General features: G+C 35.8%; 15 protein-coding genes. 3 read left to right on the top strand and 12 right to left on the bottom strand.

Going from position 1 to position 15,139, the window contains the following annotated elements:
* The first annotated feature begins 61 nt into the window (after positions 1-61).
* Positions 62-1,315, top strand: a complete 1,254-nt coding sequence (locus BPMYX0001_RS02735) for a VanW family protein (RefSeq protein WP_006093503.1) — start codon at positions 62-64, stop codon at positions 1,313-1,315.
* Between the two features lie 4 nt (positions 1,316-1,319).
* On the opposite strand, the gene BPMYX0001_RS02730 is transcribed toward BPMYX0001_RS02735, so the two are convergent.
* The 5 genes from BPMYX0001_RS02730 to BPMYX0001_RS02710 all read right to left on the bottom strand — a co-directional run bounded on the left by BPMYX0001_RS02730 (position 1,320) and on the right by BPMYX0001_RS02710 (position 5,280).
* Positions 1,320-1,592, bottom strand: a complete 273-nt coding sequence (locus BPMYX0001_RS02730) for a hypothetical protein (protein WP_018765579.1) — start codon at positions 1,590-1,592, stop codon at positions 1,320-1,322.
* A 15-nt stretch (positions 1,593-1,607) separates the two neighbouring features.
* Positions 1,608-2,126: an RNase A-like domain-containing lipoprotein gene (locus tag BPMYX0001_RS02725; RefSeq protein WP_033798615.1), complete on the bottom strand. Its 519-nt coding sequence runs from the start codon at positions 2,124-2,126 to the stop codon at positions 1,608-1,610.
* A gap of 144 nt (positions 2,127-2,270) precedes the next feature.
* The gene (gene copZ / locus BPMYX0001_RS02720; RefSeq protein WP_003195128.1) at positions 2,271-2,474 is read right to left on the bottom strand and encodes a copper chaperone CopZ; all 204 of its coding nucleotides are present in this window, start codon (positions 2,472-2,474) and stop codon (positions 2,271-2,273) included.
* Between the two features lie 96 nt (positions 2,475-2,570).
* Complete coding sequence (locus tag BPMYX0001_RS02715) at positions 2,571-4,961, bottom strand: heavy metal translocating P-type ATPase (RefSeq protein WP_006093501.1); 2,391 nt, start codon at positions 4,959-4,961, stop codon at positions 2,571-2,573.
* A gap of 16 nt (positions 4,962-4,977) precedes the next feature.
* Positions 4,978-5,280, bottom strand: a complete 303-nt coding sequence (locus BPMYX0001_RS02710; RefSeq protein WP_006093500.1) for a metal-sensing transcriptional repressor — start codon at positions 5,278-5,280, stop codon at positions 4,978-4,980.
* A gap of 155 nt (positions 5,281-5,435) precedes the next feature.
* On the opposite strand from BPMYX0001_RS02710, the gene BPMYX0001_RS02705 reads away from it, so the two are divergent.
* On the top strand, positions 5,436-5,984 hold the full coding sequence (locus BPMYX0001_RS02705) for a TVP38/TMEM64 family protein (protein WP_006093499.1): 549 nt from the start codon (positions 5,436-5,438) through the stop codon (positions 5,982-5,984).
* A 46-nt stretch (positions 5,985-6,030) separates the two neighbouring features.
* Here the strand turns inward: BPMYX0001_RS02705 and BPMYX0001_RS02700 are convergent, their stop codons facing one another.
* From BPMYX0001_RS02700 to BPMYX0001_RS02695, 3 genes are all read right to left on the bottom strand, one after another.
* A complete protein-coding gene (locus BPMYX0001_RS02700) occupies positions 6,031-7,731 on the bottom strand; it encodes a M4 family metallopeptidase (RefSeq protein WP_006093498.1) in 1,701 nt (566 codons plus the stop codon).
* A gap of 178 nt (positions 7,732-7,909) precedes the next feature.
* Positions 7,910-8,038 (bottom strand): NprX family peptide pheromone, encoded by a 129-nt coding sequence (locus tag BPMYX0001_RS32575; protein WP_018765584.1) that lies wholly within the window; start codon positions 8,036-8,038, stop codon positions 7,910-7,912.
* The gene (locus BPMYX0001_RS02695) at positions 8,035-9,312 is read right to left on the bottom strand and encodes a helix-turn-helix domain-containing protein (RefSeq protein ID WP_006093497.1); all 1,278 of its coding nucleotides are present in this window, start codon (positions 9,310-9,312) and stop codon (positions 8,035-8,037) included. Before BPMYX0001_RS02695 ends, BPMYX0001_RS32575 begins: the two co-directional genes overlap by 4 nt.
* 264 nt (positions 9,313-9,576) lie before the next feature.
* Between BPMYX0001_RS02695 and BPMYX0001_RS02690 the strand changes: the two genes are divergently transcribed.
* Positions 9,577-11,040 carry a nicotinate phosphoribosyltransferase gene (locus BPMYX0001_RS02690; protein WP_006093496.1) on the top strand — a complete coding sequence of 488 codons (1,464 nt, stop codon included), beginning with the start codon at positions 9,577-9,579 and terminating at the stop codon, positions 11,038-11,040.
* A gap of 171 nt (positions 11,041-11,211) precedes the next feature.
* Here the strand turns inward: BPMYX0001_RS02690 and BPMYX0001_RS02685 are convergent, their stop codons facing one another.
* From BPMYX0001_RS02685 to BPMYX0001_RS02670, 4 genes are all read right to left on the bottom strand, one after another.
* Entirely contained in the window at positions 11,212-13,578 is a 2,367-nt protein-coding gene (locus BPMYX0001_RS02685) for a heavy metal translocating P-type ATPase (RefSeq protein ID WP_006093495.1), read from the bottom strand.
* 27 nt (positions 13,579-13,605) lie between these two features.
* Entirely contained in the window at positions 13,606-13,983 is a 378-nt protein-coding gene (locus BPMYX0001_RS02680; RefSeq protein WP_003195140.1) for an ArsR/SmtB family transcription factor, read from the bottom strand.
* 223 nt (positions 13,984-14,206) lie between these two features.
* Positions 14,207-14,770, bottom strand: coding sequence for a class I SAM-dependent methyltransferase (locus BPMYX0001_RS02675; protein ID WP_003205860.1), 564 nt, complete (start codon positions 14,768-14,770; stop codon positions 14,207-14,209).
* Between the two features lie 122 nt (positions 14,771-14,892).
* Positions 14,893-15,139 (bottom strand): amino acid permease C-terminal domain-containing protein (locus BPMYX0001_RS02670; RefSeq protein ID WP_279626203.1); only part of this gene is annotated, 247 nt, incomplete at its 5' end.

The following is a 15,139-nucleotide window of genomic DNA, read 5'->3' as shown; positions in this document are numbered from 1 at the left end:
CATTTATACATTAAAAATGAATACATATGACCTTATATATTAATTTTTTGGGGGGAAGTAAATGAAGCTACGTAACTTACTGATTGGTTCTGCTGTCACTGGTGGAATATTACTATGTGCAGGTGGGATTGGTGGTTATCAATACGTGTCTAAATTGAATAAACAGCTTGATATAAATGTATTACCACATACTACATTTGAAGGCACTTCTCTTGATGGTAAAAGTAAAAAAGATGTTCAAGAAATTATTCAACAAAAAATTGATGAATCAAACAAAAAATCTCTTAACTATACATTCCAAGGCAATACACAAGCTTATACGTGGAAAGACTTAGGTGTTGAATATAAAGAAACGGAAATTGTCGAAAAGATCTTTAAAGAGCAAAAAGGAAATGTGATAAATCGCTATAAAATGCGAAAACAAGCTGAAAATGGCGAGTTAAAACGTGAATATAAACTAACGCCACAGTTAAATACAACTACTTATGAAGCCTTTATAAAAGAAAAATATAATGAAACCTTAGAGAAACCTGTAAATGCTGAATTAAGTGTTTCCGGAACAACAGTAAATATTAGTCAAAGTCAAAATGGCGAAAAAGTTGATAAAGATAAATTAAAAGAATTAACAGCAAAAGCAATTACTGCTGGTACACAAGATATTCAGCTCCCAATTGCCTCTATAAAGCCCGAACGCTCTACAGAAGATATGCAAAATATGGGGATTACACAAGTGATTGCTGAATATTCTACTCCTATGGCTGGTCGAAACGGGAGCCAATCCTTTAATGTAAACAAATCTGCTAATACTTTAAGCGGAGCAATTGTAGCACCTGATGAAACATTTAGTTTCAATGAACGCGTTGGTATTACAGATGCTGCGCATGGCTATAGATCTGCTGCTGTATTCCTACAAGGAAAAGTTGTCCAGAGCGCCGGTGGTGGGGTTTGCCAAGTGAGTAGTACCCTATATGGGGCAGCATTACGTGCTGATTTAGGAGTTGTTGCTCGTAGTAACCACTCTATGCCTGTTCATTACTTGCCACTTGGTCAAGATGCTGCTGTAGCAGATTATGGCCCAGATTTAAAATTCAAAAATAATACTGGAAAATATATTTACATTCAAGCGTTTTCCAATGGTAGCAGCATAACTACACGTATTTTCGGTACACCTACTGGCAAGAACGTAGAAGTTTCATCAAAAGTAATTGGCGAGACTGAAAATAAAATTACGGCTGTCACATATAAAAAAGTAACACAAAACGGTCAAGTCATCTCAAATGGCCAAATTTCAAAAAGCGTATACAAAAAGGCGTGATGATTCACGCCTTTTTATTTTGCAATAAACGTACAAATGTCCCCATATGTTCCCTCGTCTCTTCTAAAGACCATATACGGCTTCCTTGTTTAGCTACTATTAAACAACCTTCTTCCCATGCCTCTGTCTGCTTTATATGTAATAACTCGCTTTTTAATTTTTCAATTGTTTCCTGATCCTCTTGTTCTAGAAACTCAGTCATTACATTTATTATTTCATCCTCATACACACTTAACGTGCAATATGCTCTTAAGAAATATTGAAGTGTCGGATACATGCTCCCCCCCCTTTCTTACTTATCTGATGGATAGGAAGTAATGATTTTAAATCCTAATGCCCCTGATTTATCTCTCGCCAAAACGGTAACTGTATTCATAAGCTTATCTTTTACACTCATATCTCGCTTTAATACCGTTTTTCCAACAGGAAATGAATGCTTCGTATTTAATACAAGACGATTTTCTTTGGAGTTCTTTAACCATTTCTCAATTTCCTGCTCATGTTGCTTTAAGCTATCTTTTACAGCTTTTGTTGCTATCTCTTTATCATAATATGTACTTGCAGCTGATACTTTATCTGTCTGCAACCGCTTCTTTAGCTCATCTTCTGTTTTCCCAACATGTCGTTCTATCGTATGGCCATTTTTCGGCGGTCCTTCCATTTCATCTAAAATCGTATCTTTAATTTTTTCTACTGATGTTGAATTATTTTCTTTCGGGTTCGCTTTGTTTTGCTCTTGTCCCGTACAACCGCTTAAGATAAGAACCATTGCAAACAAGCTACTCAAGAAAGTACCCCATAATCGTTTCATCATATCACCTCTTTCATGATTATTATCGTAACTTCACAAAAAGTCAATTTCACATATAAAAAAAGCGTGTAGAATTCTAAAACCCTACACGCTTTGTCTTATTTTTTCTACATGAACATTTGCCTGATTGATAACAATTTCACTTTATACAATATCGTATCCTTGCTCTTCAATGGCATCTTTTAACTGCTCTATATTCACTTTTGCTTCATCATATTCAACAGCTACTGTGCCCGCTTGCAATTCAACTGCTACGCCATTTACTCCGTTTAGTTCTTGCAATGCATTTGTCACAGCCATTTTACAATGATTACATGTCATTCCTTGTACATTCAATGTTACAGTCATTTCCAATTCCTCCTTAATTATAAATCTTTTATTTATTATTTATGAGCAGCATAACCTATAATAAGGTGTATTGCTCGTAAAAACATTGGCTTCACTTTATATTTTAACACGCTTCAAACGCAAAGCGTTCGTTACAACCGAAACAGAACTAAATGCCATCGCTGCTCCAGCTACCCAAGGTTCTAACAAGCCACTTGCCGCAATGGGGATACCAATCGCATTATAAAATAATGCCCAAAATAAATTTTGACGAATATTTTTCATCGTTTTTTGGCTTAAATCAATTGCTTGTGGGATATGCCCTAAATCTCCTCCAACCAATGTAACATCAGCTGCTTCAATTGCTACATCTGCACCTGTTCCAATCGCCATCCCTATATCCGCTTTCGCTAGTGCTGGAGCATCATTAATACCATCACCAACCATTGCTACTTGCTTTCCTTTTTGCTGTAATTGTTCTACAATATTTGCCTTTTGCTCTGGCAATATTTCTGCATATACATGATTGATACCAACCTGTTTTGCAATTGCTTCAGCAGTTCGTTTATTGTCTCCTGTTACCATATAAACATCAATTCCCGCAGATTGCATCGTATGAATAGCTTCTTTTGAACTTTCTTTTATCGTGTCGGCAACAGAAATCATTCCTGCAAACTGACCCGCAATTGCTACAAGCATAACCGTTTTTCCGTTTGCTTCATGCTCACTCATTACATTCTCATATTCCGCTATATTGACGCTGTGTTCACTCATTAATTTTCGAGTCCCAATGATAACTGATTTCTCTTCTATAATCGATTCAATTCCATGCCCAGGTACTGCACGAAACGTTTCTACAGGTAGTAAAGAAACTTGATTTTGTTTTCCATATTCTACAATTGCAGAGGCTAGCGGATGTTCAGAAACGTTTTCTGCGGAAGCCGCAAATAAAAGCATGTCATCTTGCAGGATCATTACGTCTGTTACTTCTGGTTTCCCTTTTGTAACCGTACCCGTTTTATCTAATAAAACAGCATTAATTTTATGCGTTGCTTCTAAATACTCTCCACCTTTAAAAAGAATTCCTTTCTCTGCACCTTTCCCTGTTCCAACCATAATAGAAGTTGGTGTTGCCAGTCCCAGTGCACAAGGGCAGGCAATTACTAATACTGCTATAGCTACTTCAAGAGATTGCGGTAAATTTTGCGGAGTAATGGCAAAGTACCAAATTAAAAAGGCAACTGCTGCAACAACAACAACGATTGGAACAAATATACCAGAAATTGTATCTGCCATGCGCTGAATTGGTGCTTTAGACCCTTGCGCTTCTTCCACAATTTTAATAATATTTGCAAGGGCTGTATCTTTTCCAATTTTTTCAGCACGCATTGTTAACGTACCGTTTTTATTAATTGTTGCACCTATTAAAGCATCACCGACCTGTTTATCCATGGGGATTGATTCACCGGTAATCATTGCCTCATCAACTGACGAAATACCTGATAAAACAATACCATCTACAGGTATCTTTTCACCTGGTTTTACAACAATGGTATCACCAATAACAACACTTTCGATTGGAATTAACATGTCACGTCCATCACGAATGACCAATGCCTCTTTTGCTTGGAGACTTACTAATTTTGAAATCGCTTCCGTTGTTCTTCCTTTCGCAACAGATTCGAAATATTTTCCAACAAGAATTAATGTGATGAGCACTGCACTCGTTTCAAAATACAGCTGCGGTGAATACGATGGATTTTGTAATGTTTTCAAACCTTCATATAAGCTATAAAAATACGCGGCTGATGTACCAAGTACAACAAGCACATCCATATTCGCACTTTTATTTCGTAAAGAACGGTATGCGCCAATATAAAATTGTGAACCGATATAAAATTGTACTGGTGTTGCAAACAATAATTGCACCCACGGATTCATTAAAAAATGCGGCATCCATAGCCCCGTTTCAAATGGCATATGCGCTACCATTGTATAGAGAAGCGGTAATGATAACAGAATAGAAAGAAATAGCTGTTTTCGTTTCCCTTTTAATTTGTCTGCTTTTTTATTTGGTTCAGTTTCTTCTTGGAGCTTTCCTTTGTAACCGAGTTTCTTTATTTTTTCTAAAATAGATTCTATAGTAATAGGGCCATCTTTATATACGATTGTTGCAGTGTTCATCGCCAGATTAACAGTAATACTCTCGATTCCCTCCATTTTTCCAATTACTTTTTCAATCCGATTTGAACATGCGGCACACGTCATTCCATCAATATCTAGACTTACCTTTTTCGTCCGAACTTCATAACCAAGTTTCTCAATACGATTTGTGATTGACTCTGCAGATTGCGCGTCCACATCGTATTGAACCGTTGCTTGTTCCATAGCTAAATTTACATTTGCTTCTACACCTTCTAACTTATTTAACACCTTCTCAATTCTGGCTGAACAAGCTGAACATGTCATCCCATCAATACCAACCGTGATCTGTTTTGTCTGACCCATACAGTTCGTCTCCTTTCTAATTTGAGAACTGTTTGATGACTTTCATTAACTCTTGAATAGACTCATCTCCATTACCTTCTTGAATCGCTTTAGCGACACAATGATTTGTATGTCGCTCTAACAATGAAAAACCGACTTTATTTAACGCTGCTTGCACCGCAGAAATTTGAATCAATACATCTACACAATAACGATTTTCTTCAATCATTTTTTGTATACCGCGCACTTGACCTTCAATCCTTTTTAAGCGTTTTACAACCTTCTCGATCTCTTCGTCCGTTCGCGGAACCATCTTTTCTTGATTTGAACAACGGTCCATCTATATACCCCCTTCTCTATATACATTATACCCGTAAGGGGTATAATGTTGCAAGTTTTTAGCTGTGAAAATTTATATTTTTTAATTAAAATCCACACTTGCCTATATTGACCAAATATGGTGTAATGCTAAAAAAGACAAAGGACTATAACTATATGCAAGAAATGATTCACAATTTACTCACAGAGCATCACACGATTGCAATTCCACTCAGTATTCTATTCAATATCATCATCAGCTTGGCAGGATTTATTCCAAGCATATTTTTAACAGCCATCAACATACAACTTTTCGGTTTAACAGATGGAACAATTATTTCAATCGCAGGCGAAGCATTGGGAGCAATTGTCTCATTTTATTTCTATCGACTAGGTTTTCAAAAATTGACTCATAACAAATTAAACAATTATCCAAAAGTAGAACGCCTTCTTTATGTACAAGGTAAAGAGGCATTTTTACTCGTTCTATCATTTCGGCTTGTTCCATTTATTCCGTCAAGCATTATCACCTTATTTGCAGCATTAGGAACAATATCGTTATTCTCTTTCAGTATTGCAAGTACACTGGGAAAAATACCGGCATTACTCATTGAAGTGTATTCTGCATACCATGTCATGAACGGAACAAGTGAAGCAAAGTGGATTATCACGATTGCCGGTTGCATCGGGGTATTATATATATGGAAGAAGTGGAAGAAAAAATAAAAAGGAGCATCTGCTCCTTTTTATTTTTTCTAAAGAAGAATGAACCCTATTTTACACCAACTGCATCATATGACTGCTTCACCGCTGTAACTTCAGCAGAGTTCGCACCATATAAATCCGCAGCTGCTTGTACTAAGCCAGCACGCGCTTGACTAAACGTAGTAGATTCAGTGAAATATTGTGTATTTGCACGATAATAGATTGCGCCTACTTTATCTTTACCAATGCCATTTACTGTTACACCGTAATGCGTACCACCATTTGCTAGTAAGTAAGCCGCTTTATTAATAATACCACTGTTCGTATGAACACCACCGTTATCACTTGAACCAGTATAACGTTTAGAATAATGATCTGGATCGCCATATTTCGCTGGATCACTCATAGAGCGAAGCGCATCTCCCGATTTGCCAGGCGTATAAATATCCTCACCAATTTCCCAATCTGGATTACGATTATCATAGTATTCTACTAATGTACCAAAAACATCAGAAATCGCTTCATTTAACGCACCTGACTCATTTTGATAAATTAAATTCGAACTATTTTCTGTAACAGCATGCGTTAATTCATGCCCAATTACATCTAATCCACCTGATAATGAAGTAAATGTATAACCATCCCCGTCCCCATATACCATTTGTGAACCGTCCCAGAAAGCATTATTGTAATTACTTCCGTAGTGGACCGTTGATTTTAACGGCGCCCCTGCATCATTAACGGAGTTTCGATTAAACGTATTTTTATAATAGTCATATGTTACACCCGCATAATAATGAGCATCTACTGCAGCTGCATCACGGCTTGCATTGAAAACATTATCTGTATCTATCCATAATGTCCCTGGCAATGTAGAGCGATTTTTCGCATCATATGTGAAAATCGTTGCTCCACGTGTATTATCTTGTAAATAATAAGTAGATCCAGATAGTGTTGTATTAATAGATTTTGTATCTCCTAGTACACCTTTACCTGTTCCAACTTTATTTGTCCCTGTAACAGGTTTTACAACTGCTTTACCTTCCTGTTTAGCATTTTCTTGCTTAAGTGGCGCTTGATTTTCACCATTCACATGATCAATTGTATTGTATTTATTTAATACTTTACCACTTTCTGCCTCAATGAAATAATAATAGTTTCCTGGTTTTGGCTCTAAGAAGTTTAATTTCACAACATATGCATAAGTTGTGTCCTCACCATTTTGATATACATATAAATCTGCTGATGGCTCTACCTCATATTTTGGAGTTAATCCTAAGTCTTGCTGTGCAATTGCAATTGCTTTTTTGCCTTCAATCTTATTTTTATTTTTTAATTTTTCCTTTTTATCTAAATCAGGTACAACTGTTCCAGATAAAACTTTCAATGAACCATCTTTACTAACATGAGCTAGTTGAGTAGACCCCCATACTGGTGTACCTTCATATACTTGTTGCATACGTACCACTGTTGCATCAGTTACAGAATCTTTTTTCACTTGTTTCACTTTGAAAGAATCCTCTGCACTCTTTTCCCCTAACTTATACTCTCCTTTTGCTGCATTTAGATAATCAAATACAACAGATTCTGCTTTCTTTCCAGTTGCTCCAGTCAAATCTCCAGAGATAAACTCAGGTGACTGTACTGCTTCATTGTACTTTTTCGTAGAGAGCACATTCTTTGAATCTGCAAATGCAGAACTTGTCCCTCCAAATGTTGTAACTGCCATTCCTGCCGCTAATACAAATGCTAAACTCTTCTTTTTCATATAACCTTCCCCCTAATAAAAAATTTTTTGAAAAAGAGTAATTTTATATTAGCATTAGGTTTCCAATATTGATATACTGAAAATTCAAAAAAATCTTTTCTCAAGTTTTGTAGAATTTTGGCGAACAATTATTGAGAAAGGCCCTTTCCGTTTGGAAAGGGCCTTTTTTGGTAATTTACTATACATTTACTGTTTCTGCTGCATTCGTTTCTTGACCATAGTTATCTGGTTTCCAAGCACACTGCACATCGAATGCTACCGCTAAAACCGTTATAATTACAAAAGTTCCTAAGATTATCTTTTTCATACTATAACCCCTCCTTCTTCTTCTAACAACATAATTGCTAATTTATAATATCGATTACTTTCTTGAAATTCCGATGATTCTTCAAAGTATTCCGCTAATTCTAAGTATACCTTCTTTAAATCTTTCATATTTTTTTCACCCTTAAAGAAAGGCACTGCTTCTATTTCTAAAAACTTCTTATATACCTCTTTTTTTCCATAATACTTATATTGAAGAATTAATAATAAGTGCAACATACTTTTATACCTATCATCTTTTCTTGCAGCAGAAATTCCTTTTTCAATCCAACCTCTCGCTTCTTCAAATTCTTTTAACTGAATACATTGCAAAGAAATCTCATACATAGCATCAATATAATTTAAATCTTCTTCTTTTTTATACTGTAGACCCTCCAAATAATATTCTTTTGCTTTTTCATAATTATTTTGACGATAATATAAGTACCCCATATTATTCAAGGCAATTGACATGATATTATCTTTATCCGCAAAAGAATCAGCCTCTCTTAAAATATGATTATAAATTCCCATAGCTTCACTATACTGTTTTTTTCGTATATAACTGAAAGCGATTAAAAGTTGACAGTTGATTACATGCCGAAACTTATATTCATTTCGAAAACCTTCTAACGCAACATTCGCAAAGTACAATGTCATATGATCGATTTCCATCTGACTATACGTAAGTGCTAAATTATAATATATCCCCGTTTCATAATAACCTTGTTCTTTCGCCATAGACTCTGTTTTTAACAAATGCTCTAATGCCTGTTTATATTTATATTGCATGCAATATAATAAAGCCCTACTATACGTATACAGCAACTTCTGAAACGGAGAATACTTCTTATACATCTTCTTTAATTTCTCTAGTTCTTCTTCAAGCGCAGAAAGATCTCTTTTCATAATCAAATAACGTGTATACAGCAGATTATAATAATTTATAATTTCAAAATCTAAGACATTTTTCATTTCAGACTGTAATTCTTTATATATGCGTTCAACCTGTTGCTTGTCCAAATGAACTAATGCGTTTAACCAATCATCTAATTTCTCTTTCACTTCTTCTTCTACATCTCTCAAATCCGACACGGCAATCTCTAACCTCGCGCAGAGCAACTGCAAGATTTCCTCCGATGCTTCTATTTTTCCATTTTCAATCTTACTTAAATATGAGACGGAACAAATGCCCTGACATAATTCTTCTTGTGTCATTTTTTGCTGCAGCCGCTTATAAAAAACTTGTTTGCCGATTTTTTCTAAAGTTTGTTGCATTGTCCTCCTCCATTCTCATTTACCCCCACTACTTTAATAATACATAAAAATACCAAAAATATAAATTGATAAATGTAAATTTTCCAAAAGTTTTTCGATAAATTTGTTTTATTCCAATTGAAGTAGCTAAATTTCATGCTAAAAACATGTTATATCACCAATATTACCAAACATTAAAATCACTCTTTCTTATTAGAAATGGATTCTTTGGCATAAACTAGAAAAAACGATATAATATAACCAAATTACGGAGGTGTTTTCACAATGAATCATTATAAAGATGATAGTTACGCCTTACATACAGATTTATATCAAATCAACATGACTTATACATATTGGAAAGACGGCATTCATAATCGCCGCTCTGTTTTTGATTTATATTTCCGAAAGCTTCCATTTAAAAATGGTTACGCCATTTTTGCTGGTCTTGAAAAAATTATAGAATACATAGAGAATTTTCGTTTTACCGAAAGTGATATCACTTATTTAAAAGAGCTACAATTTGAAGAAGAGTTTCTACAGTATTTACAAAACATGAGGTTTACCGGGACAATTCGTAGTATGCAAGAAGGAGAAGTGGTTTTTAATAACGAGCCATTATTGCGCGTTGACGCACCGCTTGGTGAAGCTCAAATTATTGAAACCGCCTTGTTAAACATTGTGAATTACCAAACATTAATCGCTACAAAAGCAGCTCGCATGAAACATGCAGCGAACAATGATGAACTATTAGAATTTGGTACACGCCGTGCTCATGAATTTGATGCGGCCCTTTGGGGTACACGCGCAGCCTTTATCGGTGGATTTTCTTCTACAAGCAATGTCCGTGCTGGAAAACGATTTGGTATTCCAGTTGCTGGTACGCATGCTCATTCCTTTGTCCAAGCATACCGTGATGAATATATTGCATTTAAAAAGTATGCTGAAACACATAAAAAATGTGTTTTTCTTGTCGATACATACGACACATTAAAATCTGGTGTACCAAATGCCATTCGCATCGCGAAAGAATTTGGTGACCGCATTGATTTTTATGGTATTCGTCTTGATAGCGGCGATATGGCTTATTTATCAAAAGAGGCACGAAAACTACTTGATGCAGCTGGATTTACAAATACAAAAATCATCGCTTCTAGTGATTTAGATGAATATACAATTATGCATTTAAAATCACAAGGGGCAAAAATTGATGTATGGGGCGTCGGAACAAAATTAATTACATCATTTGAGCAACCTGCCTTAGGAGCTGTTTATAAGTTAGTTGCGATTGAGGATGCGAATGGCACATTAAATGATACGATTAAAATCTCTTCTAATCCTGAAAAGATTACAACGCCAGGATTAAAACGAATTTATCGAATCATTAATCGCGTTAACAATCATGCAGAAGGTGATTATATCGCTTTAGAATCAGAAGAACCTGAGCAGGAAGAACGTTTAAAAATGTTCCATCCTGTCCATACGTACATCAGTAAATTCGTGACAAACTTTGAAGCACGCGAGCTTCATCATAACATTTTCACAAATGGTAAAAGAACATATGAATTACCTAACATATTAGACATTCAAAAATACACAGAAAACAGCTTAGCACTATTTTGGGAAGAATATATGAGAACACTAAATCCCGAAGAATATCCTGTAGATTTAAGCCAAGAATGCTGGGATCATAAAATGAATTACATTCAAACCGTACGGGATCAGGTTTCAAAAAATATACAAAAATAAAAAGAGAAGCCTTCGCTTCTCTTTTTATCCCGCTATTTACGGGCAGTAATATCCCACCTCAAAGTTCAGCAAAAGAAGTTAGCTGGGAGATAAATTGCCCGTAGAAGCCCGATTCGTGAGGGCTAATAATCAGTGGGAGATATCCCCCACTGATTAAAGTTTTACTTTATTTTACAAATCTTTCACTCTAAGCACACGCATCGCATTCAATACAGCAAGTAGCGTAACGCCCACATCTGAGAAAACAGCTTCCCACATTGTTGCAATTCCAAATGCACCAAGTAATAAGACCAGTCCTTTCACACCAAGTGCAAAGATAATATTTTGCCATACAATGTTCCGTGTACGTTTGGCAATTTTGACAGCCGTTGCGATTTTAGAAGGTTCATCTGTCATGATTACAATATCCGCCGCCTCGATTGCTGCATCAGATCCTAATCCACCCATCGCAATCCCGACGTCTGCTCTCGCTAATACTGGTGTATCATTAATACCATCACCAACGAACGCAACTTTTTCTTTTGCTTGTTTTGCACTATCAATTTTTTCAATTTCTTCTACTTTTTGTTGTGGCAATAATTCAGCGTGAACCTCATCTAAGCCAAGCTCCTTACCAACAGCTTCTCCAACTAATTTCGCATCACCTGTTAACATTACCGTTTTCTTAATACCAAGTTCTTTCAACTTTTGAATTGCTTGTTTTGAGTCCTCTTTTACTTCATCTGAGATGACAATATAACCAGCGTATGCACCGTCTACAGCAACGTGAACAAGCGTGCCCACTGTTTGCGGCTGTTCAAATGTAATATTTTCTTTTTTCATTAATTTTGCATTGCCCGCAAAAATTTCTTTACCTTGTACTTTTACAACTGTACCATGACCGGAAATTTCACTATAATCCTCAATCATATTTTCATCAATTGATTTTCCATATGCACTTCGAATAGATTGTGCAATTGGATGATTTGAATAAACTTCCGCAAATGCAGCATATTCAAGGAGTTCTTCTTTTGTAGTTGCTCCATTTGGCTCCATCTTTGTTACCTTGAATACACCTTTTGTTAATGTTCCTGTTTTGTCAAAGACGATATGTTTCACATCATTCAGTGCTTCTAAATAGTTACTTCCTTTGATTAAAATACCGTTTTTAGAGGCTCCACCAATACCGCCAAAGAATCCAAGTGGAATAGATACCACTAATGCACATGGACAAGAAATAACAAGAAACACTAATGCACGATAAATCCAATCAGAGAATGTAGCCCCTTCTAAAATAAGAGGTGGAATAAACGCTAATGCCGCTGCCGTAATAACTACGACCGGAGTATAGTAACGCGCAAATTTCGTAATAAAGTTTTCTGTTGGTGCTTTTCGGCTACTTGCGTTTTGTACTAAATCTAAAATTTTCGATACAGTTGATTCACCAAATTCTTTTGTTACTTCAATTGTTAACACACCATTTTGGTTCACAAAACCACTTAATACATCTTTCCCAACTTCTACTTCACGCGGTACAGATTCACCTGTTAATGCTGAAGTATCTACCATTGATGTTCCTTCAACTACTTTCCCATCTAATGGTACTTTCTCACCTGGTTTAACAATGATATAATCCCCAATTTGTACATCTTCCGGTGAGACTTGTTTTGTTTCATTGCCAACTTTAACGTTTGCATAATCAGGACGAATATCCATTAATGAAGTAATCGATTTTCGAGAACGATTCACCGCAATACTCTGGAATAACTCACCTACTTGATAAAACAGCATAACTGCGACAGCCTCTGGATATTGCCCGATTGCAAATGCTCCAAGTGTAGCGATTGCCATTAGAAAGTTTTCATCAAATACTTGCCCGCGTGTTATGTTTCTCACAGCTCGCCAAACAATATCTCCACCAATGAGTAAATATGCGATAACGAAAAGTGGAATTATTATCATTTGTGGTAATCCTGCAAGTGCAGCGACTCCTGTTAAAACACCACCAATCGCTAAGCGCCATAGCATTTTCTTCACATTTCCTTCACCGTGATCGTGACTATGTCCATGATCATGACCTGTTTTTTCTTCACGGACAACTTTTACATCTGGCTCTAATTTATGAACAATATTTTTAATATCTTGTACTGTCGTTTCAAGCTCTTTTTTATTTGCCACTTCTATTTTTAATTTCTTCGATACAAAGTCAACAGCGGCCGCTGAAACCGTAGGCATCTCTTTTACCTTTGTTTCAATCTTCATTGCACAATTTGCACAATCTAGCCCTTCTAATACAAATACTTCTTTTACAACTTTTGTTTTCTGTTCATCCTTTACTTGAATGTGCGGTTCTAATTTCGTAACAAGCTGTTTCGCTTCAGCAACAACATTATTTTCTTTATTTTGTTCTGTTTCTAAAGTCATTGTCTTAGTTGCGAAGTTCACGGAACAAGAGGAGACACCTTCTAATCCTCCGACCCCTTTTTCAATTTTCATCGCACAGTTCGCACAATCTAATCCTTCTAACACAAGTTTTCGTTTCACTAGTGCTTCTGCCATCTTTCTCCCTCCTTGTGCTTTTATTTTCTATTCTTCCTCATTTACGTGTTCAAACGCTTGCTCAAAGATATGAATTACGTGATGGTCAGCTAATGAATAATACACAACCTTTCCTTCTTTACGGTTTTTCACAAGTTTTGCTTGCTTTAAAACACGCAACTGATGAGAAATAGATGATTGTGTCATGCCGAGTAAATACGCTAAGTCACATACGCACATTTCTGCTTCAAATAATGCGTGTAAAATGCGGGTACGCGTACGGTCACCTAATACTTTAAATAATTCTGCCACTTTACTTAAACTTTCGTCAGCTGGAATCGTTTGTTTCACTTGATCAACAACTTCTCCATGGATAATTGTTTGAGAACATGCTTCTTGACATGTTTCTACTTTATTTTCAGCCATTATAGCTCACCTCTTCATTTGAACATATGAACAACCATTCATATATCTTATGCTTTTATTATATGAGCGTCCATTCATATGTGTCAATAAAATCCGTAACAAATTTTCCGAACATTTTGTTCAAATTTAAAAACATATCACTTATTTTCCACATCCGTTATATTCTTCATACAAAAAGGATGTACGAAAGTTTCTATCCTTTCGTACATCCTTTTTTCTTCATTTATTCACCTTTCACTGCATCAACAATTAAAGAAACAAACCCTAACTTTCCATCCTGATTTCTATGATCAAAGCGTTTAGACCGATAAATAAATCCTTCTTTTTCATCCCAATCATTATAATGAAACTCTCCGCTCTCATCACAATACTCCAAAAGCTTCACCTGAAATCCTGCGCTCTCAAACATGGATATTATCGTTTTATAATTGTGAACAATTTTATGGCTCGCCGCTGGATGATCTAGTGGTCCAGGTCCCCCAACTTGTACCCCTTCTTGATATTCTTCATCCGGGAAAAAGCTATCCGGAACCGCACAGCGAATATAACCACCGTTCTTTAAAAATTCATAACACACTTTCGCTGCTTCTACACCTTCCTCATATGATAAATGCTCCCATACATGCTCCGCTAAAATTACCTCTAAAGAGTTACTATCAAACCTTTTTATCCAATCTTCTCTTTTTAATAAATTCAATTCATCTTCATTTGTATGTAACCATCCTGGGTTATTGTTAATTTCTCCTGCACCAACAACAATTTTTAATTCGTCTTTTACAACCATCATTTCACCCCTTTGAATATTTCAACATATAAATTCTACAAGATACTACTTTTTCCTCCTTTGACCAAAAGAAAAAACCTTGCGCGCTCCCTAGGCACACAAGGCTTACAATTTATTATATCCCCTTAATTAGCTTTTTCTAAGCTATCTTGCGAACTTGTATCTTCTTTTAAATGACTATGTTTTTTCGAATAAACAAAGTATACAACTACTCCAATTGCTAACCAAGCACCGAAGTACATCCATGTTGTTAATGGTAGATTGAACATTAAGAATAGACAACATGCGATTGAAATGATTGGTAAAGTTGGTACAAGTGGTACCATAAATCCGCGCTTTAAATTCGGATGTGTTTTACGAAGAATGATAACA

Source organism: Bacillus pseudomycoides DSM 12442 (genome assembly GCF_000161455.1).
GTDB classification, from domain to species: Bacteria; Bacillota; Bacilli; order Bacillales; family Bacillaceae_G; genus Bacillus_A; species Bacillus_A pseudomycoides.
This window is presented reverse-complemented; position numbering and strand designations above follow the sequence as displayed.